We start from the raw sequence: 25,930 nt of genomic DNA on the forward strand, positions 1-25,930 counted from the left end.
AAACTCAATCAAGCTCCATATTTTTCTAATTTCAAGCTGTGAGCTAACAATAATCCCATAAGTTTTTCTCCCGGCAAACGCCCCAGAGTTCCAGAGACGCAGCTCCGCTCACCAAAGAACAACGCTCCACTTCGACGGGCATAAGGGCTCCAAAGCAAAACGGGAACATCATGCCATGAATGGCCGGCGAGGCGCGATGGCGTGCTATGGTCACCTGTAATTGCTAATACATCAGGTTTCAAGTCGAGGATTTTAGGAAGAAGTCTGTCTACCTCCTCTATCACCTTCACCTTTTCACCAAAGTTACCATCCTCTCCTCTACTATCTGTGTACTTCACATGGACATAGAAAAAATTATATTCTGACCAGTATCTGCCAACAGAATGGAAAAGCTCTTCCATTGTTTCTCCTGGCTCTCCAATATCCATGCCTACAAGACGAGCCAAACCTCGATACATGGGGTATGTGGCCAATGCTATTGGTTTTATCTTGTATAGTTCAGAAAGAGAGGGGAGATGAGGCGCAGAGGAAAAACCTCTTAGGAGGCACCCATTAGCAGGAGTCTCCGATTTTAATACTTCCCAAACACGGCGAATAAAACCATTGATAATTCTCTCTGTTTTCTTTGCCTCTTCATTTTGAGCTACGGCCCAGCGCATAGGGTGACCATCTTTTTGAGGATCTGCATCATGGACAGCTTCAGACAAGCCTTCACCTGAAAAAACAACTACAAAACGATGTTCTTTGCCCGGATAGAACGTTACTTTCACATCGTCAATAGAATGAATAGCCTGCTGAAGTTTTTTTATAATTTCCTCGCTTTTTTCCGTGGGAATGCGGCCAGCTCTACGATCCACAATAATATTTTTTTCATGATCCACTGTACAAAAATTCCCCCTGGCACAAACATCTCCAGCACCTACATGAGCTCCAACACCAAGAGCTTCGAGAATTCCCCGTCCAATTGACCACGTAAGAGGATCATACCCAAAAAGAGCCAAATGGCCTGGACCACTTCCTGGCGTAATTCCAACATCTACCATAGAAAGAAGTCCCATTTCACTTTCAGCCGCTAAACGGTTCATAAGAGGAGTAACAGCCTCTTCCAATTCTGTCGATCCCACTTCTCCTGGAAGACCCCCAAGACCATCCATGACGAGCAAAAGAATTTTCTTTTCATTCTCTGTTGCCAACGATTGAAGCAGTTCTGCACGGGACACCACGCTAACACCTCCATGAGATCGGGCTTATTTATATATATTTCAAATTTTTCTTGCAATAATATATTATCCTAATGTTTGATAAAGCATTAACGTTTCCAGGCTCTTATGTTATGATTCAAAAAGATATTTTGCTTCATAATATACGCATAAGGGGGACGTTGTTATATGAAGTTTTCCAAAAGAATCACTTCCATGCAATCTTCTCCTATCAGAAGATTGATTCCGTACGCTGATGAAGCAAAGACCAAGGGCAAAAAGGTGTATCACCTCAACATAGGCCAACCCGATATAAAAACTCCTCCCTCTTTCCTCTCTGCGATTAAAAATTTCGCTCAAGAAGTTATTGCCTATTCTACCTCTCAAGGGAGCAACGAACTTCGCGACGCTATGAGAAAATACTATGAAAATTTCAATATTCATTTCGATCGGGATCATATTCTTGTCACTAACGGGGGTAGTGAAGCCATTATGTTCTCTATTATGGCTACGTGCGATCCTGGCGACGAAATTCTGATTCCTGAACCTTTCTACGCCAACTACAATGCCTTTTCACAATGCGTAAGTGTCAATGTGGTACCTATTACCACCAAAGCCGAGGAAGGATTTCACCTCCCGCCACGAGAGAAGATAGAGCCTCTTATCTCTCCTCGAACACGTTGTATTCTCATCTCAAATCCTGGGAACCCTACAGGAACTATCTATACTCTCGATGAGATGAAAATGCTAGCTGAGCTGGCCAAGAAACACAACTTGTTTATCATAGCTGACGAGGTCTACAGGGAGTTTGTTTATGATGGCCTTAAATATACCAGTTTTGGCAATCTCCCAGAAATAGAAGATAGGGTTATTATCGTCGATTCTGTATCGAAACGCTATAGTGCATGCGGAGCTCGCATTGGATGCATCGCTTCGAAAAACCTTGATCTTATGAAGGAAATATTAAAACTCTGTCAGGGAAGACTCTGTGTACCAACCCTTGAGCAAGTAGGTGCTACAGCACTTTACAGTACCCCTGTCTCTTATCTGGAAGACGTGAACAAAGAATATCAAACGAGACGAGATACGCTGTATAAAGCTCTGAAAGAAATGCCCGGTGTAGTATGCGAACAGCCCAAAGGGGCCTTTTATGTCATGGTAAAAATGCCAGTGGACGACGCTGAAAAATTCGTTATCTGGATGTTACAAAACTACGACATCAACGGGGAAACCATGATGGCAGCACCGGGAGAAGGATTCTATGCTACTCCCGGGCTTGGCAAGAATGAAGCTCGCCTCGCCTACGTGTTGAACAATGAAGATATTGTAAAAGCTATGAACATTTTGAAAGGTGCCCTTGAGGCATATCCTGGCAAAATAGAATCAATAGCAGCTAAATAAGAGATAAAAAACGATATCTTAAAAAAATATAAGGGCCCTTTTCGGATAGTATTCCGGGAAGGGCCTTTATGATAGCATAGATGCTACCATCTAGAGAATTTGAAGGGAGCGTCATCCCAATGTCACTACGGGTCAAAGAGGCTTTAGCTAAAGATGTAGGTCATGGTATTGCTCGAATGGATCCTCAAGACATGAAAAAATATGGGATCTCTGAGGGACAAATAGTTCTTATAGAAGGTAAACGTCAGACTCCTGTGAGAATTCTATCTTGCGATTCCAGCGATATGGGGCAACAGATCATCCAGATTGACGGCATTATCCGGGAAAACGCCCATGTCGGTCTGGATGAAAAGATAAAAGTGCTTAAAACAGATCATCATTTTGCGGGAAGTATTGCCCTCCGCCCTCTTACCACTACTCCATTACTTGAGAAAGAACGTGACTCTATCTATCTTAGTTCACAGTTGGAAGGCCTCCCCGTCCTCAAAGGAGACAGAATCCGGGTAACACTTTTTGGGACAAGAACATGCGATTTTCTCGTATCAGACACAACGCCAGACAGTGTTGTGATTATTAGCACTGCTACATATGTTAATGTGGAAAAGCAATCTTCCTCCCTACAAAAGGCAAGCCGTATATCTTATGAGGATATAGGTGGGCTTGGTCCCCAGATTCAAAGAGTGCGAGAAATGATTGAGCTCCCCCTCCGTTTCCCCCAAGTTTTCGATAGGTTGGGAGTACAACCTCCTAAAGGTGTGCTGCTGTACGGGCCTCCAGGAACAGGGAAGACAGTGATCGCACGAGCTGTAGCCAATGAAACAGACGTCTATTTTACACATATTTCAGGCCCTGAAATTATTGGGAAATTCTATGGTGAAAGTGAGGAACGACTTCGCAATGTTTTTGACGAAGCCCAGGCTCATTCCCCCGCTATTATTTTTATAGATGAAATCGATGCTATCGCCCCAAAACGAGAGGAAATGGGGGGCGAAAAACAAGTAGAGAGGCGAGTCGTTGCTCAACTTCTTGCCTTAATGGACGGCCTTGAATCTCGTGGGCAGGTTATTGTGATTGGGGCTACCAATATTCCCAACACTCTTGATCCCGCATTGCGCAGACCAGGACGTTTTGATAGAGAAATCGCCATCCCCATCCCGGACCGGAACGATCGGCTTGAAATACTGCAAATTCACACTCGAGGCATGCCTCTGGCACAAGATGTAGATCTTCCCCGGCTTGCAGAAATTACTCATGGTTTTGTAGGAGCGGATTTAGAAGCTTTGGCAAAAGAAGCCGCTATGGCATCCCTTCGGCAACTCTTGCCAAGTATAGATTATGAAAAAGCTCAAATTCCCTATGACCTACTGCTCTCCATGAATGTCTCCATGGAAAATTTTCTCGATGCTCTGAAGGAAGTAGAGCCTTCTGCGATTCGAGAAATTTTTGTGGAGGTTCCAGATGTAACTTGGGACGATATTGGCGGACTCGATACGATTAAGGAAGAACTTATTGAAGCTGTACAATGGCCACTTAAATATAGTGAAATCTATGAAAAGTTTAACATAACGCCGCCACAAGGTATTTTGCTCTATGGCTCCTCCGGTACGGGGAAAACCCTCCTTGTTCGAGCGCTGGCCCATGAAAGTGGAGTTAACTTTATTCCCGTCAAAGGCCCCTCGCTCATGTCAAAGTATGTAGGTGAAAGCGAACGGGCTATTCGGGATGTTTTTAGAAAGGCCAAACAAGCCTCTCCGTCTATCCTCTATTTTGATGAAATTGAATCTCTCGTTCCCATACGAGGGCGAGACAGCGGTGCTGGTGCCAGCTTTACAGAACGCGTAATCAGCCAATTTCTGGCAGAAATGAGCGGCATAGAAGAATTAAAGAGCGTCACAGTTCTGGCCACAACAAATAGGATCGATCTTATCGACCCCGCTCTCCTTAGCAGTGGCCGTTTTGATGTGGTTTTAGAACTACCGTTACCAGACAGGGAAGCTAGAGGAAAAATTTTCAAAATCCACCTTCGCCAGAAACCTTTAGCAAAAGACGTAAAAATAGAAAAATTAGCAATACAAACGGAAGGCCGCTCGGGAGGAGATATTGCTCTTCTTTGTAGGAAAGCCTCTGCTCTGGCCATTCGAGATTACCTAAAAAACAAGAAGTGGAGAGTTCCCCTTTTACAGAACAAACATTTTGAGGCAGCTTTTGTTTTCTTAAGAGATCATTTAGGGAAGAACTAGACAAGGAAAAGCGGCAGGATAAATACAAGAATATCTCGTTTTTATTCTGCCGCTTCAAACGTACGTAAAGCCTAATAAAGTACCCTATAGATAAATAGGTTCCCCATAACTTTTCTTACATAATTCCTTGTTTCATTGTAAGGAATATCTTCCATCCATTCATCAAAGGGGCGATCCTCTCCCTCTTTTATCCACTTCCCTACAGATCCACTTCCTGCATTATAAGCTGCTACCGCCCACTCCAATCGTCTGAAACGCTTCTGTAATCTAGCCAGGTGAGAAGCACCAAGCAAAATATTTGTCGCTGGATCCCATAAATCTGCATTTCCCATCTCCAGAAGCCGAGCCTCTTCTTGTCCTGTCGCAGGCATAAGCTGCATAAGACCGACAGCTCCCACCCAGCTATTCACGTCAGCATCAAAAGCACTTTCCTGTCGCATAACAGCCCAAATAAGATTCCCCTCTACGCCAAAACGCTGAGAAGCAGACTCCACAAGATTTTTAAAGGGCCTAGGATAGAGAAAGCGTATCCCCTCTCGCGGCAGAGGTACATTCTTGAGCAGCGTAGAGGACAAAGAAGAAACGGTGCTATAAGCACCGGCTTCATCTCCAAGCCATTCTGATAAAACTGCAGCTCTGTACATAGCGGAAGGAGTCCCTTCCTTCAATAAGCTCAGTTTGGCATAAAAAACAAAACCCCATTTTTCAAGAATACCCTGCGACCGATTGAGTTCAGAAGGGATCTCGTTACTAAAAGAAGGCCCTCCTGGAGAGGCGAGAGAACTATAAATAGAGAGAGGATATTCAGCGAGGAGTTGATAAAAACGTTCCTCAGCTTTATTCTTTTCCCCTACCTTTTCGTATCCACGAGCTGTCCAGTACAAAAGACGCTCTCTCCCCACACCCTCGCCGCCCGATAGAAGCTGTTCCCATATTACAAGAGCATCTTCCGTCCTCTCTTTCTTCCAGGCTTCCCATGCTCGATCCCAAAGGATCGATCGCGCCCCTTCCGACGTAGGGTAACGTTCTATAAGTTCTTGTTCTAAGTTTTTCTTAACATCCCCGTCAGCGACAGTAAAAAGAGCAAATAGTGCTTGGGATCGAAATGGAACTGGGCCACTATCTGCAATACGACGTAACGAAGCTATAGCTTTTTCTTCTTCTGCCCGCCCTGCTAAAACACCAATTCGACGAATAGAGGATTCCGCATACCCCTTCCCATTCATAGCTAACCATTCCCATAAATCCAACGCCTCTTTATAGCGCTCCAGCCGATAGCAAGACATCGCTCGATAATAACGGGATTTTAACCCTTCTGCTGAATCTAGAGGAACAGATAAAAAAAGGGAGATAGCTTTCTTGTAATCCCCTTTTAAGTACGCTGCGTAACCGACAGCTCCAGCCACAGCTGCATTCCAAGGTTCCGGGCTCTTTTCTAGGACAGAAAAAGCTTTTTTGTTGAGAGGCTCAAAACGTACAAGCTGTAATCCATAAGCCACGTTATCACCTGGGAGGGAAAGAAGCTCGTTCAGAGTTTGGACTGTCTGAGCTTGGCTAGTGGAAAGCTTCAACATGGCTTCAAGCCAGCCCCTTTTCTCCTCATCTGTTGCTGTCAAGCGATACAGAGCATAAGCTACGTAATAGTTTAAGCCTTCCGGAGCCCTTGAGTAGAGAGAATGAGCCGCCTGTAATGCCTGAGCTATATTCCCCGTACGTTCGTGAGCCAAAACAATCATCATATCTCTATAAGGAATCAGCTCTTCAGGGAGCTCGCTTCCTATTCTCTGCAAAACATCTAAAGCTTCTTTCCAGCGTCCTTGAAGCCAAAAAGCATTTGCCACAAGAGAAAGCTCTCGCGGCGAAATCGTCTCTCCCTGCTGATAGAGGGAATCGAGTAACTTCCAATCTCTATTCCAAAAGGCTTGATCCAGAGAAGGTCTTTCTTCTGCGGAAAGGGCCAGTACTCCCGCTCCATTTACCAGTAAAAGGATTCCTAACACCATTGCCAAAGTTCGAAGATATCTCCTTGTCAAACTACTCTCCTCCTTCCACTCCGGAGTGTGGATATTCTATTATACAAGAATGATATATACTCTTGAAATTTTATAAATTACAAATAAGATCATTGTTTTTACTCTGGAGCCTCTGAATATTCTATGCTAGCATGAGTCTAGAAAAAATAGAGAGAAGGTGGCGAGATTATGTGTTGCTTCTTTAAAAAATTTGTACTCTTTCTTTTTATTCTTTCTCTCTCAGCTGGAGCTGTAGAAGCTGCCCTATCTCCACAACAGCTTGAACGGGCATGGGAAAGAATATCTAAGGCTGCTGGGCTGGAAACAGCTCCTATTACTATAGAAAATAAAAAAGAACCCAATGCTTGGGTTCAATTTTCTGGAGATAATCGTTCCGTCCACGTTACATCAGGACTAATGAACCTTCTCGATACAGAAGATGAAATAGCTGGAATTCTCGGCCACGAGACGGGCCATATCAAGCTGAATCATTATGGAAGTACGGTAGGGCGCAATCTCCTCTGGACCCTTCTTTTCAAGAATATCAAAGGCTCCAGTGGCGAGATTCTTGCCAATCTTGGTGTCGGCCTTGCAGAATCTGGTTTTAGCCGAGAACAGGAAGTAGAAGCAGATGACTATGGGGTGGATCTGGCTGTTAAAGTTGGATATAGCCCTTGGGGGCTAGTTAAGGCCTTGGAAAAGATGCGTGATGCAGGGTATGCTACATCGCCCAGTGGCTTCAACTCCCATCCTCCTACAGAGCGGAGATTGCAACATATACGGGAAACCGCTTCAAAATACAGCAAATAAAAACTTCGCCTAAATGTATATTTTATTCTTCACTAAAGTGAGCATATTCTTGCTTTTTTCAATGTTATAATTGTCTTATCATGTCTTCTTTTTTCTTGTTTATATCAATGTAGTTTACAATTTATGGATTTTACGGCCTTGTTTTTAGATTTGTTTGACTTTCTATAACGCCAATGGGGAGGCGATATGTGTGAGCAAAATTTGGGAGGCAAATTTCAGTTACAATGCTGTGAACGTAAGGCCTTCGCCTATTAGAGAGATGCTTTCTGTTATCAAACAACCTGGTATGATTTCTTTTGCAGGAGGAATGCCTGCTCCAGAGATTTTCCCGATTGATGAGTTTTATGAAGGAGTCCACATTCTTAAAGATGATGGTAAAAATCTCCTTCAATATGGGACGACAGAGGGCTACCTCCCTTTGAAAGAATTTTTGGCAGAGTGGACCGCCCCGCGAATGGGGCGAGCTGTGTCTCCTACAGAAGAAATGATTATTACCACTGGATCCCAACAAGCTCTTGACCTTTTCTCTTGGGCCATGGTAGACAGAGGCGATTATGTCATCACCGAAGATCCTTCATACCTTGCTGCCCTCACTACTTTCTATAATCATGGAGCCCGCTTCATCGGCATTCCTACGGATAGGAACGGTATGCAAGTCGATCTGCTGCCGGAAGCCATAGAAAGAGCTCGTAAAGAAGGAAAGAATATAAAGTTCATTTACACTATCGTTAATTTCCATAATCCTGGCGGCTCTACCATGTCAATTGCAAGGCGGAAAAAGCTTGTGGAATTTTCTCATAAATACAATATACCTATCTTCGAAGACGACCCTTACGGTTATGTGCGTTATGACGGAGAACATCTCCCATCTATATTTTCTTTCGATAGTCAGGGAGGAGTTGTCTACGCTGGCTCTTTCTCCAAAATTCTATCGCCAGGCAGTCGTGTAGGATGGGTTGCCGGTTCCAAAGATATTATAAGGAAAATGACGGTGTTTAAACAGGCTACAGACCTGTGCACTAGCACCATTACCCAAGCGTTGGTAGCCGAATATTGCCGCAATGGCTATCTCGATAAACATTTACCCGTCATTATCGGTAACTACCGCGTTAAACGAGACGCTATGGACGAAAGCTTCAAGCGCCATCTCGATCCTTTAGGGGTATCGTGGGTTAAACCTGAAGGAGGATTCTTTTACTGGCTCCATTTCCCTGGGGTCAATACTCATGATCTCTTCAAAAAAGCTATCGAAAAGAAGGTAGCTTTCGTAGTTGGAGAACCTTTCTGCACAAACCCAGGAAGTGGAATTCATAACGCTCGACTGTGCTTCACATTCCCTACGCCAGAGGTAATAGAGGAAGGAGTTAAAAGGTTGGCGGTAGCAGTGCAAGAACTGGTTCAAACCGTTGAAGCATAGGAGTGTACTCCGCTGCTACCAGAAAAAAGAATAGATAAAAAGAGCCCGTGTGTAAAACATAACGGGCTCTTTTTGAACGACAAGGGAGGGAATTGCAAGCGTGGACAATTTTTGGGAACCTCTCTATAGTGAAGCAGCACAAAAAATAAAACCTTCTCCTATTCGTGACATCTTCCATATTATTAGAAAACCTGGCATGATCTCTTTCGCAGGTGGAATGCCCGACCCAGAAATTTTTCCAATAGAACAGTTTTATGAAGCCTCGTCCATTATCCGAAAGCATGGGAAAGATATTCTTCAATATGGGGTTACAGAAGGATATCCTCCCCTCAAGGAGTTTCTAATTCAATGGCTCGCCCCCCGTTTGGGACGCACAATCTCCATGGAAGAGATACTTATAACTTCTGGATCTATTCAAGCAACAGACCTTCTCACCCTCTCTACTATTAATCGTGGAGATTACGTTATTACAGAAGAGCCCACTTTTCTGGGAGCCACTATTGATATGTATAATCATGGAGCTCGTTTCCTTTGTGTCCCTTGTGATAACCACGGTATGGAAGTAGACAAACTACCTGAAATCATAGATAAAGCTCATGCAAAAGGGAACCGCATTAAATATATTTATACCATTCCCAACTTCAATAATCCTTCCGGTGTTACCATGAGCTTGGAGCGGCGTAAAAAACTGATAGCTATTGCTCAAAAATACAAAATAGCCATTCTGGAGGATGATCCTTACGGTTATATCCGTTTTGAGGGAGAAAATATACCCCCTCTCTATTCTCTTGATAAGACAGGCCTCGTCATCTATGCTGGATCTTTTTCAAAAATTCTTGCGCCAGGAACGCGAGTAGCGTGGTGTTGCGGCAATAAAGACATTATTAGAAAAATGGCAGTCTTTAAACAAGGAGTAGATACATGTACGAGCGTAGTGGCTCAGGCTCTCGTTTATGAATATTGCCGATTAGGATATTTAGAGTCCTTCCTGCCTCGAATTGTAGATCATTATAGAAAAAAACGGGATTACATGGAGGACGCATTGAACGTCCACCTACCTGAAGAGACCGCTTTTTTTCATACTCCAGCTGGTGGTTTCTTCTATTGGGTTGAAACCCCCTATATATCATCGAACGACCTCTTCGAAAAGGCACTAGAAAAAAATGTAGCCTTTGTAAAAGGAGAACCTTTCTATCCCAACGGAGGAGGGGCACATCACTTACGGCTTTGTTACACATTTCCTTCCCCAGATATGATCGATGAAGGGATACGTCGGCTCGGAGTGTCTGTGAGAGAGCTTTTATAGTACCTAAAGTGGAAGATTAAAAAAAGGGCTGCTTAACAAGAAGCAGCCCTTTTTGTTGTAATATACGTATAGAAAATATTATGATCGTTTAAAACGAAGGGAGGTTATGTAACTATGCCTGAAGAAACCATCGCTGCAATCTCTACTGCCTGGGGAGAGGCTGGTATTGCTATCGTGAGACTTTCTGGTCCAAACTCTAGAATTTTAGCAGATGAAGTAGTTCAAGGCCTCATTCCTTTAGCACAAACACCCCCTCGTTTTTTGCGAAATGGCTATCTCCTCGATGAAAAAGGAGTATGCATTGATCAGGTGCTTTATTCCTGGTTTAGGTCTCCAAAAAGCTACACTGGGGAAGAAATGGTAGAAATATCCACCCATGGAGGCACTTTGGTTGCTCAAAAATGTTTAGAGCACCTCATTAAAAAAGGAGCTCGCCTAGCCGAACCTGGAGAGTTTACAAAACGCGCTTTCCTCAATGGGAAAATTGACCTTTCGCAAGCAGAGGCTGTTCTCGGTATTATTCGTTCAAAAAGTGAAGAAGCTCTTAGGGCTGCAACCCGCACTCTTCGCGGAGAACTTTCCACCTTTGCCCATGATATCTACAACGAACTGCTCTCGCTCTCCGCAAGCGTTGAGGTTGGATTGGATTTCCCTGAAGAAGACCTTCCCTATATAGACCGTAACGACGCAGAATCAGGATTTTGGATGTTACGTCAGAGCTTGGAAGATCTATTGGATCGTTGCAACACAGGGTTACTCCTCAGAGAAGGAATACGAGTAGCCCTTGTAGGTCGTCCCAATGTAGGAAAATCGTCTCTTCTTAATGCTCTGTTGAAGGAATCTCGAGCGATAGTAACAGCCATTCCAGGAACTACGAGAGATCTCATCGAAGAAGTTCTTACATACCGAGGCATTCCGATACGTTTAGTAGATACAGCAGGGATCGGTGCGCCTACAGACGAAGTTGAAGCTATAGGAGTCGCTCGAGCAGAACAAGCGATGAAAGAGGCTGATATTCGGATCTGGGTTATCGATGGAAGCGAAGCCCTTACGTCTGTAGATCTGTCTTTGGCACAGAAAATTTCCGCTACTGACCATATTGTAGTCATAAACAAAGCCGATTTACCTATGGTTGTCACAGAAGAAATAATCAACGGTATTCTGCCGGAGAGCCCCGTATTTGTTATCTCTGCACAAAAAAAGGAGGGGTTGGAATCTCTCAAAGACGCTATTGTTGCACGTATTGCAGGAGGGGGAACATTAACCTCAGGCCTCAATGCTTCCTCGCGTCAAGTCGGAGAGATCCGAAAAGCCATAGATTCGCTTGCGCGCGGGATAGAGGCGTTAGAATCTAAACTGGGAGATGATGTAATAGCATTGTGTCTTTCTGAGTGTCGGCAAGCTATGGAGCGTCTTCTCGGTCTCTCTGTAGACGATGCTCTTCTGAACAAAATTTTTAATGAATTTTGTGTAGGAAAATAGATACGCCAGAGGAAAGGGGCAATAGATTATGAAGAAAAGCGCTTCCGCCAATTATCCTATACATGACTTGATTCGAGAACGTTGGAGTCCACGCTCTTTTACAGAAGAAATTCCGTCCAAAGATAAAATATTGTCGCTTTTTGAAGCGGCACGTTGGGCACCGTCATGTTATAACGATCAGCCTTGGTTTTTTCTTGTAGCTATAAAAAATAACCATGAGTCTTTTCGCAAGATGCTCTCGTGTCTAGCTGAACAAAATAGCATATGGGCTCAAAAAGCCCCTATTTTAATCATCGCTTTGGCTCGAACAACTTTTTCATTGAATGGAAAAACAAATCGCCATGCATATCATGACGTAGGAATGGCTATTCAAAATATTGCTCTGCAAGCAACCGCTCTCGGCCTGGCAGCTCATCCTATGGCGGGTTTCTCTTCCTCTCGCGTCAAAGAACTTTATAACGTGCCTGCAGATTTTGACCCCATTACTGCTATTGCAGTAGGATTCCCTGGTTCTCCTGACGCTTTGCCAGAGGAACTACGCCAGAAAGAGCTGGAAACACGATATAGAAAAAGTCTTCAGGATTTTGTTTTTGTAGATGAGTGGGGCAAATCTATATAATAAAGAACGAAAAGGTACGCTCCTCCAGGCTCCTATTGTTTTCCTCCAGCTGGGAATCCATATCATAAAAGATAAAAGGGCCTGGTTCTACATGAACCAGGCCCTAAAAAACACAAGTTACTGACGTTTCTGAATCCACTGTGGGTAATTTTCTCCAAGAGCAGGGATACTTAAAAGATCACCGGAATCTCGAGAAAGCTTAAACTTCTGTTCTACCTCTCTTATAATGTTTTTACCTTCATCTAAAATTTCTACACGAACTTTATGTGCCTTCCCTACTACAAAAACAGAATCTCTTCCCCCTGCCTTTAACATTACAGGTTCATCCACGCTGCTTATATACACTTTTACCCACGGATAGGGCTGAAAAGACTGCTCTCCAATCGTGATAGGCTTATTATCTACAAGCAACGTATATCCTTTCCCCACGTTATAAAGTAAGAAAGAAAAAAGCACCAGAATTACCATCAGCCCTACATTAACCGTTAATCGCCTCATTATTACGCCTCCCGTCTCTTCTCCGTCGTCAGGCATTGCCGCGTAAAGCTCGTCGCGCCCGCTCCCTATCACGGTGACGTCGCCACGAGTGAAGCACAAGGGCTATAGCGATGATTCCGTAAGAAACAAAAACACGGAAGTATTCTCCCAGCTGGGCTTCTCCTATAAGATATTTCCCTGCCATAGGAGAAACAACAAACATCAAATGGAAGAGTATAACCCCTATGAATACATTAGGAATTGTGGCCTTTGAAACGCTGGCTCCCCCAACAAGCAAAGCTGCGATGGCAAACATTCCCGCTTGTTCGTGGCTATTATACGTGTTCATCGTTCCAATGTTCTGAAGGAAAATAATCTGTCCATAACAGGCAAGAACGGTAGAAATAACAATAGATATAATTCTCGTTCGCTCCACAGGAATACCCGCCGAATCAGCAACTTCCATATCCTGCCCCACAGCTCGCATATCTTGCCCTAACTTTGTCTTTCGGAACCATACTACAAAGGCACAGAAAAGGGCAATAACGATAAAAGTAGCCACGGGAATCGCAACCCCACCAATAGTAATAGGGATGAGATTATCGAGACATTTCCGAATGTTTTCTAGATTCGTAACGTTACGGATGCCAAAACCTCGAGACAGCACAAGATCAGGGCTTTTAATGGGAAATACGCTGCCAAACCCATAAAGAACGATAAGCTGATAGACCCCATTCATAAAAAACCCCAAAATAAAGGACGTAACCATTTCACGTCCTTTAGCCTTGTTGAGAATAACACCACACATCCACCCTAAAAATATAGCTAGAGGGGTGGAAATAATCATAGCCAGAAGCATTCCAGGCAACCCTACTACATTCCAGTCTGTAATGAGGATAAGGCCGATCTCGCCAGCCATAGCCCCAAGGACCATTCCGAAATTGAGGCCCATCCCTGCCATAATAGGAATGAGAAGGGAAAGGACAAGAAAGGAATCTCGAGCTAGCCGAACGAGCATTTCCTGCACAAGATATTGCGTGGAAAATCTCGAAATAGGGATAGCTACGGCGCTCAATACCAAGAATATTATTGGAACTGCGTTGCTAATAAGAAAATGAGAGAGGTCGTCTCGGAAAGACGATTTTTTTGTCATCATGATTTCATTTTCACCGCCCTCGTGAGAGCATACAGAATCATGCCGTTAGAAACAATGATTCGTATAACTTCCGACATGTCCGTCTCGATTAAACTATTAATAACCGATGGCGTCATTGTCAAAATACCCTGGAACAAAATTGTCCCAACAACCACGTTAAAGATAGAGGCCTTGTTCACCGATGCTCCCCCGATAAGAATGGCAGCCACTGCGGGGAAAGCCATATAAAAAGGCCCCATGTACAACTGAATAAACCCGAAACTCTGCTCATAAATAATAATTCCTACGGCTCCTAAGACAGTAGAGAGAACGACAGAGAGAGTTCTCATTTTATCTACATCCACCCCTGATGCTTTTGCATATTCCGGGTTTGATCCTACAGTGGTCATTGCTGTTCCAATCTTTGTTTTCATAAAGAGCCACATGAGAAAACACATGAGGGCAAAAAACAGAAGCATCCCCGTGGGGCAATAAAAGAATCTTCCGATTTTAAAAGCAAAAATATCGCTGATAGCCTTACTCCAAAAGCCATCGACAGAAATGGTGGTACGTAGCCCCGTTCCAGCATACCCCCACACCATGTTGGGGCTTTTATAAGGGAGCATTAGCCACATAATACACATGAAGGCCACAGAAGAGAAACCTACATACGTAGCTATCATCATCTCTCCGCCTTTAACTCTGTTAAGGAGCTGTCCATACAACCATCCTAAGACGGCCGCAATAGGAACAGCGATAACCATTGCTATCAAAATCCCCGGAAGCCCGGTAACTCCTATTTCAATACTGGTCACTGCACCTAGAAGTCCAGCAATAATTCCTAAGGGGAGGCCAAAGTTCAAGCCACACCCAGCCTGAACCATGGGAACCATGGCTAATACCATAACACCATTCATTCCAAAACGAACCAATGTATCGCTTATAGAAGCATCGACCCGAACTCTTACAAAGGGAGCGACAACAAAGAGGACCCCTAGGAATAAGGCTATTATTACCCGTGGCCATCCAGCTTTTTCGACAAAGCTTCGCAATGTATTCATCATGCTCCCACCTTCTCCGCACCATTTTGAATAGCACCAAGCATAAGCAAACCGAACTCGGTGGACGGGCTTGTCGCAGGACGGGTTCCTGCTATTTTCCCTTCATTGACAATCGCTATCCTATCGCAAATTGAACGAAGTTCTTCAAGCTCGGAAGAAATCATAACAATAGTCGTACCTTGTTTTTGATTATATTCACGAAGGGTATCGAGAACAACTCTCTTCGCCCCCACGTCAATACCCCGCGTAGGTTCAGATACGAAAAGCAATTTAGGATTTAAAGCAAAAGCCTTCGCTAAACATATCTTCTGCTGATTACCACCAGATAGTTCTTGAACTCGCTGATGTCCGCCTGTGCACTTAATATCCAGAGACTGAATATACTCTTCAGCACATTCCGCTATAGCCTTTTCATCTCGAATTTTAACAAGCCCTCCACATACTGGCTTCAAAAATTTGTTTTGTGTCTGAAGAGCTGTGAAAATAATGTTCCACGATATGGGTTCTTCCAGCAAAAGCCCCACACCGCGACGATCTTCTGATACAGAAGCTATTCCAAGAGAAAGGGGAGAGCGAGGATCATTCAAAACGATAGCCTGTCCACCAAAAGAGACTGAGCCACCAGAAGGATACATGCCCATAATGCCGTTAGCTATGCCAAGCTTCCCCTGACCTGCCAATCCTCCGATACCAAAAATTTCCCCTTCTTTAACTGTAAAAGAAACGTCTCGGACAGTCTCTCCAGGCATATCTACCCACAGATGCTCCACATGAAGAATATCTTTACTTAATGGTTTTTCCCTTTCTTGCCGAGCAAAAGCAGATTCAATGCTTCTCCCCACCATATGAGAGGCAATCTCCATTACATTCGTCTTTTCCGGAGTCGTTTCATGTACAACTTGGCCATCTCGCAAAATTATAATTTTATTGCAAACATCGATAACTTCATGCAATCTGTGAGAAATAAAGATTATAGCAATCCCCATAGACGACAACTTTTTCATTGATGCTAAAAGTATCTCTGCTTCCGATTCTGTCAAAACAGCGGTAGGTTCATCCAGCACTAAAAGCTGCGTCTTTTCTTTATCAATTTCTCTGGCTATTTCAGTGAATTGTTTATGCCCGACAGGCATTTCCGATACGAGAGTATCTGCATCTATAACTACATTGAGTTTTTCAATAGCTTTTACAGCTCGATCTTTCATTTTAGACGTATCAAGGGTCCGAAGACGCTCCCCAAAAGACTCCACAAGAACATTGTATTTTGTAGATTCTCTATTCAAAACAATATTTTCTGCGGTAGAAAAACCTGGGATCAGGGAAAATTCCTGATGTACCATGCCTATTCCTGCCTCTAAAGCGTCAAAAGGGCTTTTGAACTGAACTTCCTGGCCGTTAATACTAACTTTTCCCTCATAGCCTCCAGTTTCTTGAATAACCGGCATTCCAAATAATATATTCATGAGGGTGGATTTGCCGGCACCATTTTCTCCGACCAACCCCAAAATTTCCCCTTTTTCAAGGGTAAAACTAATATCCTTCAGAACTCTGTTACCAAAATACGCTTTACCGATGTTTTCCATTCTCAATAAGGGCTCAGATAAAGCCATTATAGTCACCTCTTCATACTCCAAGGCCCCTCTTACAGCAGGCCTTAGGCCTTATTTTCCCCTGCTCTTATAAACAGGAAAAAGGGGAGGAATAGGGACTTCCTCCCCTTTTAGGAAAGGCTTAAGTTATATTCACGGAGCCTACTATTTAATGGTGAAGTATTTTTCAGGAACAACGACATCGGTCATACCAAGATATCCAAGACCGAACACATAGGTATCCTGATAGACGAGCACGTGATTCTTCTTCTCTACGCCGGTAGCTACATCGGTATAAAGACTTCCGTTCCATTTAGCTCCTGGTGTATATTTTCCGTAGCAATCAAAAAGCTGCTCCACATTACCCACTTCTGATGTTTTCTCAATAACTCTCTTCGCAAACTCACCAAGAGCTGCGGTAGTGGTGTAACCATAAGAGTACGCCCATGTGCCCATTCTCTTGGCACCGCCCTTATCAGCAACAGCCTTCTCTACTCTTTCAAGGATTGCCGGCCAATCGCCTTTCACATCAGAAAGCTCGATGCCCAAAGCTCCGGGATACCCCATAAGAGGTGAAGGAAGGTCGGCCTCCACAAAATAGCCGCCCTCTTCAGCAATTCTCTTCAACAAAGGTTCGGTATGAGCGTCATTGGTGCAGAAGAAAGCCGTATCTTTTCCATATTTTTCAAGCCAAGCTGGAACCTTTTCAAGAATAAACTGCTGTGCTCCTGCTACGCCAACGTCGCTGGTGGGATCTGGAGCCGTCTCAAAATGGAAACCCATCCCTAGATCTTTACAAGCCTCTTCCATAATGTTACGACGACGGGAAAGGAGCTCATAGCTCATATGGCGCGGGAAGGAAATATGAACAAATTCTTTTGCTCCCATTTTCTGGGCTGCTGCAACAATCAAGTAGCCTCGAGCAATATTGTCACAGTTAATAACTAAGTCTGCGGCAGACTCGATAACACCTGGATCTTCGTGAGCTTCACCAGCAAAAAGAAGGATGTCAGGGCGTTTCTCACGCACTCTTCGGAAAGCTTCTGTGGTTCCTGGGATAGCCTGGTTCACCACGATGGCCTTCATCAATGGGTCGTCGGCAAGACCAGCTATCTGAGCAATAGTCGTTTCCATTTCTACCATGAAGTTATCAGGGTATGTAATATGCTGGATCATGCCACCGTCGCTGACGCTTCCGTACTCTTCAATAAGACGCTCAGCGCCACGAAGGTCATCTTCCGACTGAGAAACTGTACCTGTGCAAATACCGATATGGAACTTGGCAGCTTCAGCTGGTGCTTCTGACGTTTTCTCCGCTGGAGCTTCGGCTGGTTTCTCTGCCGGCTGTTCAGCCGGTTTTTCTACTGCCTGCTCCTGAGGTTTGTTGCCTACAACCATCCAACCTCCAACTGCAACAAGAAGAACAATAACCAAAATGACGAGTTTCTTCATTACCCTACCCCCCACTTAATAAGTATGAATCAACTTACTTGTTTGAAGAGTATCTCATTGCTATTTTATTGTCAATGCATAGAAAAGACAAGATAATTGTTTATTAGAGAGTTATTTCTTTACTAAGGTAAATAAAAAAATAAAAAATAAACGGGAGGACAGTTGCGTCCTCCCGTGGAAAAGGGGAATATATTTTAAAATGGCACGGCCAAGCCATTCAAAAAATATAAAACTCTATCTACAGCACTTCAGCCATACCCGCCATGAGTACAACAAAAAGAAACGCTGCTCCGGCACAGGCAGAGAGTATAACCCGGTTTTTCATAGTTCCTCGAACCTCCTTTAAGCTTGAGAGAAAATCCTTTTTAACTCTGGTTATAGTATAGATAAAAAAAGCACAAATATCTTGGGATAAAAACACAGTAAAAGATATTATTTACTGCAAATTATTGTATTTTTAGACAAAACATGCTTAAATAAAAACAAAATTCCCGTAAGGGGGAACTATCAAAATGCTTGATAAAATAGCACAAAAAATAGCTTCATCCACAGCAGAATTAATCGGGATAGATATTATTATCACCGATGAAAAGGGGATGATTATCGGGGCAAGCGATCCCAGTCGGAGAGGCACTCTTCACGAGCCATCGCTAGAGGTCATTCGAACTGGACAAAACTCTATTCAACAGGAACAAGACGTACAACACTTACAAGGGGTAAAATCTGGGGTGACTCTTCCTATAGAATTCACAGGGAAACGGATAGGAACCATAGCCCTTGCAGGAGTTCCCTCAAAAGTAACTCCGTTTGGAATGCTCGTGAAGAAACACACGGAGCTTATCCTCAGCGAAAAAATGTTTTCTGAGGTTTTCTTCCTCCGAAGCAGGGCCATCCAGAACCTTTTAGAACAAATAGCTGCTTTTGATCCAGAAAAAGATGATGAAACTTCTCTCTTGGCTACTGCGAGAGGCCTTGGTTTTGAACTGCAAATTCCGAGAATAGCTGTCGCTATAGAACTTCTCGATGCCCGTGCCGTTACCTCTCAGGGATTAGAGATTGAAACCGTTCCTTACACACAAATGGACATTATGATGGCCATTCGAACTATTTTTAATCGCCCACAAGATATTTCTACGATGATGGATTCCGGTCGTTACGAAATCCTACGGGCAGCCAACGCTCTACTCAATGAAAAAGAAGTTGTACAGAGAACCTGGAAGGAATGCGAAAAGCTGAAGAAACTCATGGAAGGGAAAGGACTGCATGTTGTAATAGGAATTGGTTCTTTAGCTCAAGATATATCATGCTTACCAGCGTCTCATCGTGATGGATGGAAGGCAGTTACCATTGGTAAAAACATCCACTATAGCCCCAGTATATACTCTATCTCCGATTTGATGCTCGAAGATTTACTGACTACTGCGAGTCGAGATATAGCGAAGCGCTATCGGGAATCCATCCTGGCCCCTTTAAAAGCAACATCAGACAGCGTTGAACTTATAAACACGTTCCGCGTTTGGTGCGAACATCGTTTCAGCCCAAGTGGAGCTGCAAAAGCTCTTAGCATTCACAAAAATACCCTTAACTATAGAATCAATAAAATAGAGTCTATGTGCAATATCGACTCTCAGAATTTTCGCGAACTTTTATCTCTTTATATAGCTATCCTTATTAATGAACTTTCTGACCGAAACACCGATCAGCTTTCCTCTCGATAGTTCACAATTCCTACTCCTATAAGAACCAAACCCCCTCCTACAAGAGTAGAAAACGAAATAGGTTCGTCTAGGAAAAACGTAGCTACAGCCACTGCTACAATTGGATTAAGATAAAGAAAGGCACCTACCTCTGAGGCAGGAAGTTTTTTCAAAGCATCATACCAAAAAACATAGGCTATAGCTGAACAGAAAACACCTAAAAAAATGACGCTATACCAACCTGACTTATCAAGTATAAAAACCTCCTGGCTCCCCTGGAAAAAGAAGGGGACTGAACAAAAAATCCATCCGGAAAGAATCACATAAAACATGGCAAGACTTGAAGACATCCTCTGTAAAATCCTACGAGATAACACAGAAAAAAGAGCCCAGGTAAACGATGAGAGGAGGACCAATCTCTCCCCCAGATTACCTACATTCCCCCACCCGCTCCACAGAGAAGATAAATGCCCTTTAGACACGATAAAAAGGACACCGAAGGCAGCCAAAAATATTCCTCCTAACTGAATAGAAGAAAGTGCTTCCCAAAGAAAAAAGGCCCCCAATAAAGCGATAAGAATAGGAGTCCCGGCAATAATCAAACCAGAGATACCTGCCGCTGCCGTTCGAAGACCCAAAGATTGGATATAGTTATGAAGAAATACGCCAAGGAACCCCAAGAAACACAGCTCTACAACTTGCCGAAAAGAGAGCGGGTGGAACCCATTCTTCACCCACAAAATTCCCCCTAAAACCACGGCTCCTATACCAAAACGAAGCCATAAAAGAGTAAGAGGAGAAACCTGAGAAACCACCATCTTGATCGCCGTAAAAGAACCTCCCCAAAAAACAACTGCAAGCAGCGCCTCCAGTCTGGCTCCCGTTCGCTCCGTCACGTTACAACCTCCTCTAAAAACTGAGAGGGTTAGTTGCTATCTGGAATTTTGCTTATTTTCTTTTCAAAACGAGCATCTAACTCCTGTTGATAAGAAAAAATATTTTTTATATATTTTGTATTATTCCCTCCGCAATAAGAGGCTAGGGCCTTGGCTAAATCACCATCTGCCGAGTTGAGGTAACATGAAAAAATGTACGTTCCTACAGAGATGTTATTTTTGGGTTTCATCATTTCTGCCAAGGACTTTATATGAGAAAAGGCCTTGCCTATATTATTACGATGAACTTTCCAGTTGATCTGCATAAGTCCATACGCCGCTTTAGATCGAGCCTCATGATAAGCTCGCGATTCTTTTATAATAATTGAAGCTACAATAAAAGGGTCAACGCCAAATTGGTTGCCTGCCTCAAGAACATAATGAGCATATTTTTCAGCCCGATCTTTCTCTAGTGATCCATTTTTATCCTGAAAAAACTCAGCAATGGCCTCTTTCCGAACTTGAGCCTCCATCTCTTGTTTCGCCTGAAGCTCTCTTTGGCGCTCCATCTCTGCTGCTCTCTTCTGTTCCATCTCCATCTCTTTAAGCTCTTTTTCTTTTGCAAAAACCTCGGAAGGAATGGAAAGATACTGTCCCTCAGCATAAGAGGGCGGAGCCGTAATACCCATCAAAAGAAACAGAAGGGTAGAGAAAAAAAACACTCTTTCTGTTTTATGGAGTGTCATCCTAGCAACTCCTTTCCTTTTTCATAACATTCTCTAAAAATATTTTCTGGCAAAAAAAGCCCCCCTGTTAGCCAAGCTATGTGGGTGCCCCCAGAAGGGATGTCCTGTGTGACGAGAGGCCCCTTCAAGCTTGCTGCAGCAGAGGGTTCTATTTTGCAATCCTCAGAATCTCGTAAAAGGGTCAACAACCGATAAAGATCATCATCCTCTATCGTGTAAATACCATCAATGAGATAGCGCTCTAAACCCATAACCAGCTTAGAGGGGGATCCTACCGCTAGCCCGTCAGCTTCCGTCAACCCATCAATGCCGTAGTCAACAACTCGAACGGAGTCGTCATTTTTCAGCATTCCCAAAAGTACAGAAGGAGAATGGGTCGGCTCCACAAAGTAACATCGAGCCGCATCCCCGAAAAGGTGTTTTAACCCAAAAGTTATGCCACCAGGAGCGCCTCCCACACCGCAAGGCAAATAAACTTGGAGAGGGGTATCTTCACATATATGAATGCCCAGGCTCTCGAGCTGTGTTTGAAGGCGAAGAGCAGCTACAGCATAGCCCAAGAAAAGGTCAACAGAATTTTCATCGTCTATAAAATAGGCCCGTGGATCCCCCGCACATTGGCGCCGTCCCTCTTCTACTGCTCGAGAATAATCTTCAGTATGCTCTATAACTGTCACCCCATGTTTCCGAAGAAAATCTTTCTTCCATTGCTTAGCATCTCGAGACATATGAACGGATACTTGGAAGCCAAGGGCGGCAGAAACAATACCTATGCTCATCCCTAGATTTCCAGTGGATCCAACAGATATTTTATATTGGGAAAAGAAGTTACGGAAAGATTCATTACAAAGAACGCTGTAGTTATCAGTGATAGAAAGTATCTTTGCCTGAAAGGCAAGGTCTTCTGCATGCTTTAGGACTTCATAAATACCGCCACGCGCCTTTATAGAGCCAGCTACTTTCAGTTCGCTATCACACTTTAAAAGGAAGCGCCCTTCTATTTTCCGCCCGTAGTAGTTTCCCATATTTTTTTTAAAGGAATGGGCTTCTCGCAGAGGTGACTCAATAACCCCATTTTCCGTTTCAGGGAAGGCTTCTTTGAGGAAAGGAGCAAAACGCTGTAACCTGGCTTGAGCCTCTTGTATATGGAGAAAAGTTACAGGCAATTTTTTTAAAAGGTCAGCTGATTTTTCCTTCTCTTCGTTAAACCATGTTACAGGCTTCATTTGGAGGACATCTTGAAGTACCTGGGTCGTTTCCGGCACAACAAATCACCTCTTCCTCTTGTTTATCGAAGTATTCTAATTCAACATTGCTATACAATCAACCCGCCATTATACGGAGGTAGATGTTCGCCTTTCATGAAACCAGTAACGAAATCGCCAAGATAAGATATAAATAGGGGGTACAGCAAAAAGAGCGAGCGTACCTCCGGCTACAAGACCACCTATAGAAACAATAGCCATTGGAGCCCTATATGGCCCACCTTCCCCCAGACCTAAAGCAAGGGGAAGCATAGCTATAATTGATGTCAGATCTGCCATTACAATGGGACGAAGTCTCACCGCACACGCTTCTTGTATGGCTTTAAAAGGCTCAATACCCTCCTTTCTCCTTTTTTCACCATAATCGATGATAATAATTGCATTATTTACTACAAGGCCCACAAGCATAATCATCCCTAAAAGTCCGTAAAGAGAGACTGCCGTCCTTGTTATAAAAAGAATTGGAATAACACCAATGGCTGAAAGAGGTAGCGTTATCATTATGATAAGAGCAAAAAGATAAGATTCCAGAATAGCCGCTATCATAAGAAAGGTGAGAATGACAGACATGGCAAAAGCCGAATAAAGGTAGGCAAAATTTTCTTTAATATCTTCTACTTCTCCTGCAAATGAAAATTTATATCCTTGAGGTAGAGAAATATCTTGAACACGCTTCTGTATCTTTGCGAAAGCATCACCGACACTCCGGTTGTTTACATTAGCCGATATTGTAATAGCTCGGTTACGATCTGAGCGTAATATACTTGTGGGGCCCGTACCGTAACTAAGATCTACCACTGAGGAAAGGGGGATAAATTCTTCTCTGAACGGCAAGGGGAAATCTTGTATTTTTGCTATGGCATCGGCATGTAGAGGATCAAGAATTGTGAGGATATCATACTCCTTCCCTTCCTCCCTGAAGATGCCTGCCTTCGTACCAGTAATGTAATTTCGAACAGTATCAACCACAGCTTCTGTCGTAAGACCGAGATAGCCAAGTCGCCACGACACAGGAGAGATACGATACTCTGCCCGCCCTAACCTCCAGTTCGTGTCTACATCAACTACGTTAGAAGTTTCTTTCATAATATCAACAACTTGAAAGGCTATTATATTAAGGGTTTCTATACTTTCTCCAGAGACAATAATCTGAATAGGCTTCCCTGGGGATCCCCCTCCACTCACTGAAGCGCTAATGCTGCTTCGTACATCAGGGATAGAATTTAAGTAGCCTCGAAGTTGTTCTGCCAGCATAAAAGAGCTCGGCCGATGAGGATCGTCTGTAAGAAGCACTCTCAAACGGCTTCTATTCACTCCGGTTTCAGATCCACTTCCTCCAACAGCTACTTCTACCGCTTCTACACTAGGTAAAAAACGAAGGTATCTTTCCACTTCTCCCGTGATTTTTTCTGTATAAGTCAAGGAGGCATCCGAAGGAAGTTCTAATGTAATCTCCATTACGCCTCGATCTACCTTAGGAATAAATTCCACTCCCAAACGAGGAATTAAGAAGAGGCAAAACAAGAAAAGGCATATAAAAAAACTTATAGTGACATAAGGATATTGTAATGTTCCCTTTACAAATGAACGATGTCCTGCCTCGAATCTGTTATAAGGCCCAATCCACCAAGATGTCATTTTTCGCTCTAAAGAGGAGGGAGCTTTTTCGTAATGGACTTGAGCCATGACCATCGGGGTCAGCGTCATCGCTACCCAAAGAGAAAAGAGCGTAGAGAAAACGATAGTTATGGCAAAATCCTTCAAAAACTGGCCCGCAATGCCCTTCATAAAAATGACCGGAATAAAGACTCCAAGGTTTGTTGCTGTGGTCGAAAAAACAGATAGCGCAATTTCTTCTGTCCCCTTCTCCGCCGCATCCAAAGATGAGAAGCCAAGATCTTTGTACCTGGAAATGTTTTCGAGAACAAGAATGGAGTTATTCACTAAAATGCCAATGGAGATGGCAATACCCAAAGTACTCATCATATTCATCGTCATGTGAGTCATAAACATGGGGATAAAAGTAGAAACAACTGCTGTAGGCATAACGATACCTACTACCACTGTAAGAGAAAGACGCTGAAAAAAAAGAAACAATACAAGTCCTGTAAGAAAAATGCCCACCACCATGTCGCGAAACACATTGTGAATAGCTTCTTTGACAAAAGAAGATATGTCATCAGTAATAGTTATATCAAATCCCTCTGGTAATGAAGAGCGGAGTTCATCCAGCGTTTGTCTGATACGAGAGCTTAGATCCACTACATTACTTCCAGGTCTGGATATACAGTCGAGAAGAATGGCATCTTTCCCTCCGTACTTCGCATATCCTCTCCGTTCTTCTGTGGTATCTAGTATTCTGCTCAAATCTCCAAGGCGCACGGCAATAGCTCCTTTGAGAGAAATATAAATATTTTCTAGCTCCACAACCTTTTGAGCTTCGCCTAAAACTCGCACAGAAAATTCTTTTCGACCTTGGACAATATGGCCAGAAGGGTCGTTTCGGCTTCCCATTTGAATCGCTTCTGCTACCTTCTGGGGAGAGACTCTATATTGATAGAGCTTTATTGGGTCTAGATATACATGTATCTCGCGCTTTAAACCGCCTAGTATTTCGACTCGCGCTAACCCCTCTATTTGCGTTAAACGTCGTTGGATTTTATCTTCTACAACATCGTAAGCATATTGAGAAGGGAGGTTAGAGGTTACCGCTATAGTCATAAACGGGAAGGCATTAATATCAAATTTTTCGGTTACAGGATCCTCAGCATCTTCTGGCAATAAAGCAGAAATAGTTTTAATTTTATTAGAAACGCTGACGGTAGCATCTGAAACATTAACGTCATATTCGAACTCTATAACTACAAAGGAAACCCCTTCAAGAGAGTAGCTAAGGATACGTTTTACTCCTTCTACCTGAGCCACCGCATCCTCAATAGGTTTGCTCACAAGCAGTTCTATTTCAGAAGGTCCCGCTCCTCGATAAGTAGTGCTTACTGTGACAACCGGAATATCTACTTCTGGAACAAGAGCAACTCCAAGATTTGCGTAACTATATAGACCAAGAACGACTGCTATTAAAACTGTTACACTTGTAAAAACGGGACGGTTTATAAATATCTGTATCAATTTCATGATACCACCACC

19 protein-coding genes are annotated in these 25,930 nt (G+C 43.4%); 8 read left to right on the top strand and 11 right to left on the bottom strand.

What is annotated here, in order from left to right:
* Positions 1 to 8 precede the first annotated feature (8 nt).
* Complete coding sequence (locus B3L97_RS02545; protein ID WP_286933686.1) at positions 9 to 1,223, bottom strand: 2,3-bisphosphoglycerate-independent phosphoglycerate mutase; 1,215 nt, start codon at positions 1,221 to 1,223, stop codon at positions 9 to 11.
* Between the two features lie 165 nt (positions 1,224 to 1,388).
* Here B3L97_RS02545 and B3L97_RS02550 point away from each other — a divergent pair, with 165 nt between their 5' ends.
* Both B3L97_RS02550 and B3L97_RS02555 read left to right on the top strand, forming a co-directional pair.
* Positions 1,389 to 2,600, top strand: coding sequence for a pyridoxal phosphate-dependent aminotransferase (locus B3L97_RS02550; RefSeq protein WP_024822972.1), 1,212 nt, complete (start codon positions 1,389 to 1,391; stop codon positions 2,598 to 2,600).
* Positions 2,601 to 2,719: 119 nt separating this feature from the next.
* A complete protein-coding gene (locus B3L97_RS02555; RefSeq protein WP_286933687.1) occupies positions 2,720 to 4,840 on the top strand; it encodes a CDC48 family AAA ATPase in 2,121 nt (706 codons plus the stop codon).
* Positions 4,841 to 4,911: 71 nt separating this feature from the next.
* Here the strand turns inward: B3L97_RS02555 and B3L97_RS02560 are convergent, their stop codons facing one another.
* Positions 4,912 to 6,873 carry a transglycosylase SLT domain-containing protein gene (locus B3L97_RS02560; protein WP_286933695.1) on the bottom strand — a complete coding sequence of 654 codons (1,962 nt, stop codon included), beginning with the start codon at positions 6,871 to 6,873 and terminating at the stop codon, positions 4,912 to 4,914.
* Between the two features lie 168 nt (positions 6,874 to 7,041).
* On the opposite strand from B3L97_RS02560, the gene B3L97_RS02565 reads away from it, so the two are divergent.
* From B3L97_RS02565 to B3L97_RS02585, 5 genes are all read left to right on the top strand, one after another.
* Positions 7,042 to 7,662 carry a M48 family metallopeptidase gene (locus tag B3L97_RS02565; protein ID WP_286933699.1) on the top strand — a complete coding sequence of 207 codons (621 nt, stop codon included), beginning with the start codon at positions 7,042 to 7,044 and terminating at the stop codon, positions 7,660 to 7,662.
* Positions 7,663 to 7,852: 190 nt separating this feature from the next.
* Positions 7,853 to 9,079 (top strand): PLP-dependent aminotransferase family protein, encoded by a 1,227-nt coding sequence (locus B3L97_RS02570; RefSeq protein ID WP_024822976.1) that lies wholly within the window; start codon positions 7,853 to 7,855, stop codon positions 9,077 to 9,079.
* Between the two features lie 100 nt (positions 9,080 to 9,179).
* Positions 9,180 to 10,385, top strand: coding sequence for a PLP-dependent aminotransferase family protein (locus tag B3L97_RS02575; RefSeq protein WP_024822977.1), 1,206 nt, complete (start codon positions 9,180 to 9,182; stop codon positions 10,383 to 10,385).
* 114 nt (positions 10,386 to 10,499) lie between these two features.
* On the top strand, positions 10,500 to 11,867 hold the full coding sequence (gene mnmE / locus B3L97_RS02580) for a tRNA uridine-5-carboxymethylaminomethyl(34) synthesis GTPase MnmE (protein WP_024822978.1): 1,368 nt from the start codon (positions 10,500 to 10,502) through the stop codon (positions 11,865 to 11,867).
* A 28-nt stretch (positions 11,868 to 11,895) separates the two neighbouring features.
* On the top strand, positions 11,896 to 12,486 hold the full coding sequence (locus B3L97_RS02585) for a nitroreductase family protein (RefSeq protein ID WP_286933701.1): 591 nt from the start codon (positions 11,896 to 11,898) through the stop codon (positions 12,484 to 12,486).
* Between the two features lie 117 nt (positions 12,487 to 12,603).
* Here the strand turns inward: B3L97_RS02585 and B3L97_RS02590 are convergent, their stop codons facing one another.
* The 5 genes from B3L97_RS02590 to B3L97_RS02610 form a co-directional block, all read right to left on the bottom strand.
* Complete coding sequence (locus tag B3L97_RS02590; RefSeq protein ID WP_051461168.1) at positions 12,604 to 12,984, bottom strand: DUF6672 family protein; 381 nt, start codon at positions 12,982 to 12,984, stop codon at positions 12,604 to 12,606.
* Positions 12,985 to 13,012: 28 nt separating this feature from the next.
* Positions 13,013 to 14,119 carry an ABC transporter permease gene (locus B3L97_RS02595; protein ID WP_414631806.1) on the bottom strand — a complete coding sequence of 369 codons (1,107 nt, stop codon included), beginning with the start codon at positions 14,117 to 14,119 and terminating at the stop codon, positions 13,013 to 13,015.
* Positions 14,116 to 15,162, bottom strand: a complete 1,047-nt coding sequence (locus B3L97_RS02600; protein ID WP_024822982.1) for an ABC transporter permease subunit — start codon at positions 15,160 to 15,162, stop codon at positions 14,116 to 14,118. Before B3L97_RS02600 ends, B3L97_RS02595 begins: the two co-directional genes overlap by 4 nt.
* A complete protein-coding gene (locus tag B3L97_RS02605; protein WP_024822983.1) occupies positions 15,159 to 16,769 on the bottom strand; it encodes a sugar ABC transporter ATP-binding protein in 1,611 nt (536 codons plus the stop codon). The genes B3L97_RS02600 and B3L97_RS02605 overlap by 4 nt, the downstream gene beginning before the upstream one ends.
* A gap of 144 nt (positions 16,770 to 16,913) precedes the next feature.
* A complete protein-coding gene (locus B3L97_RS02610; protein WP_286933702.1) occupies positions 16,914 to 18,200 on the bottom strand; it encodes a DUF3798 domain-containing protein in 1,287 nt (428 codons plus the stop codon).
* Between the two features lie 512 nt (positions 18,201 to 18,712).
* Between B3L97_RS02610 and B3L97_RS02615 the strand changes: the two genes are divergently transcribed.
* Positions 18,713 to 19,918, top strand: a complete 1,206-nt coding sequence (locus tag B3L97_RS02615; protein ID WP_286933708.1) for a CdaR family transcriptional regulator — start codon at positions 18,713 to 18,715, stop codon at positions 19,916 to 19,918.
* On the opposite strand, the gene B3L97_RS02620 is transcribed toward B3L97_RS02615, so the two are convergent.
* The 4 genes from B3L97_RS02620 to B3L97_RS02635 all read right to left on the bottom strand — a co-directional run bounded on the left by B3L97_RS02620 (position 19,900) and on the right by B3L97_RS02635 (position 25,918).
* Entirely contained in the window at positions 19,900 to 20,793 is an 894-nt protein-coding gene (locus tag B3L97_RS02620) for a DMT family transporter (protein ID WP_286933713.1), read from the bottom strand. The genes B3L97_RS02615 and B3L97_RS02620 overlap by 19 nt on opposite strands.
* A 29-nt stretch (positions 20,794 to 20,822) precedes the next feature.
* Entirely contained in the window at positions 20,823 to 21,518 is a 696-nt protein-coding gene (locus B3L97_RS02625; protein ID WP_024822987.1) for a transglycosylase SLT domain-containing protein, read from the bottom strand.
* Positions 21,515 to 22,783 carry a D-serine ammonia-lyase gene (locus tag B3L97_RS02630; RefSeq protein ID WP_286933715.1) on the bottom strand — a complete coding sequence of 423 codons (1,269 nt, stop codon included), beginning with the start codon at positions 22,781 to 22,783 and terminating at the stop codon, positions 21,515 to 21,517. Before B3L97_RS02630 ends, B3L97_RS02625 begins: the two co-directional genes overlap by 4 nt.
* A gap of 69 nt (positions 22,784 to 22,852) precedes the next feature.
* Positions 22,853 to 25,918, bottom strand: a complete 3,066-nt coding sequence (locus B3L97_RS02635; protein WP_286933717.1) for an efflux RND transporter permease subunit — start codon at positions 25,916 to 25,918, stop codon at positions 22,853 to 22,855.
* Positions 25,919 to 25,930: the final 12 nt, after the last annotated feature.

The organism is Aminobacterium sp. UBA4834 (assembly GCF_002400205.1).
GTDB lineage: Bacteria > Synergistota > Synergistia > Synergistales > Aminobacteriaceae > Aminobacterium > Aminobacterium mobile.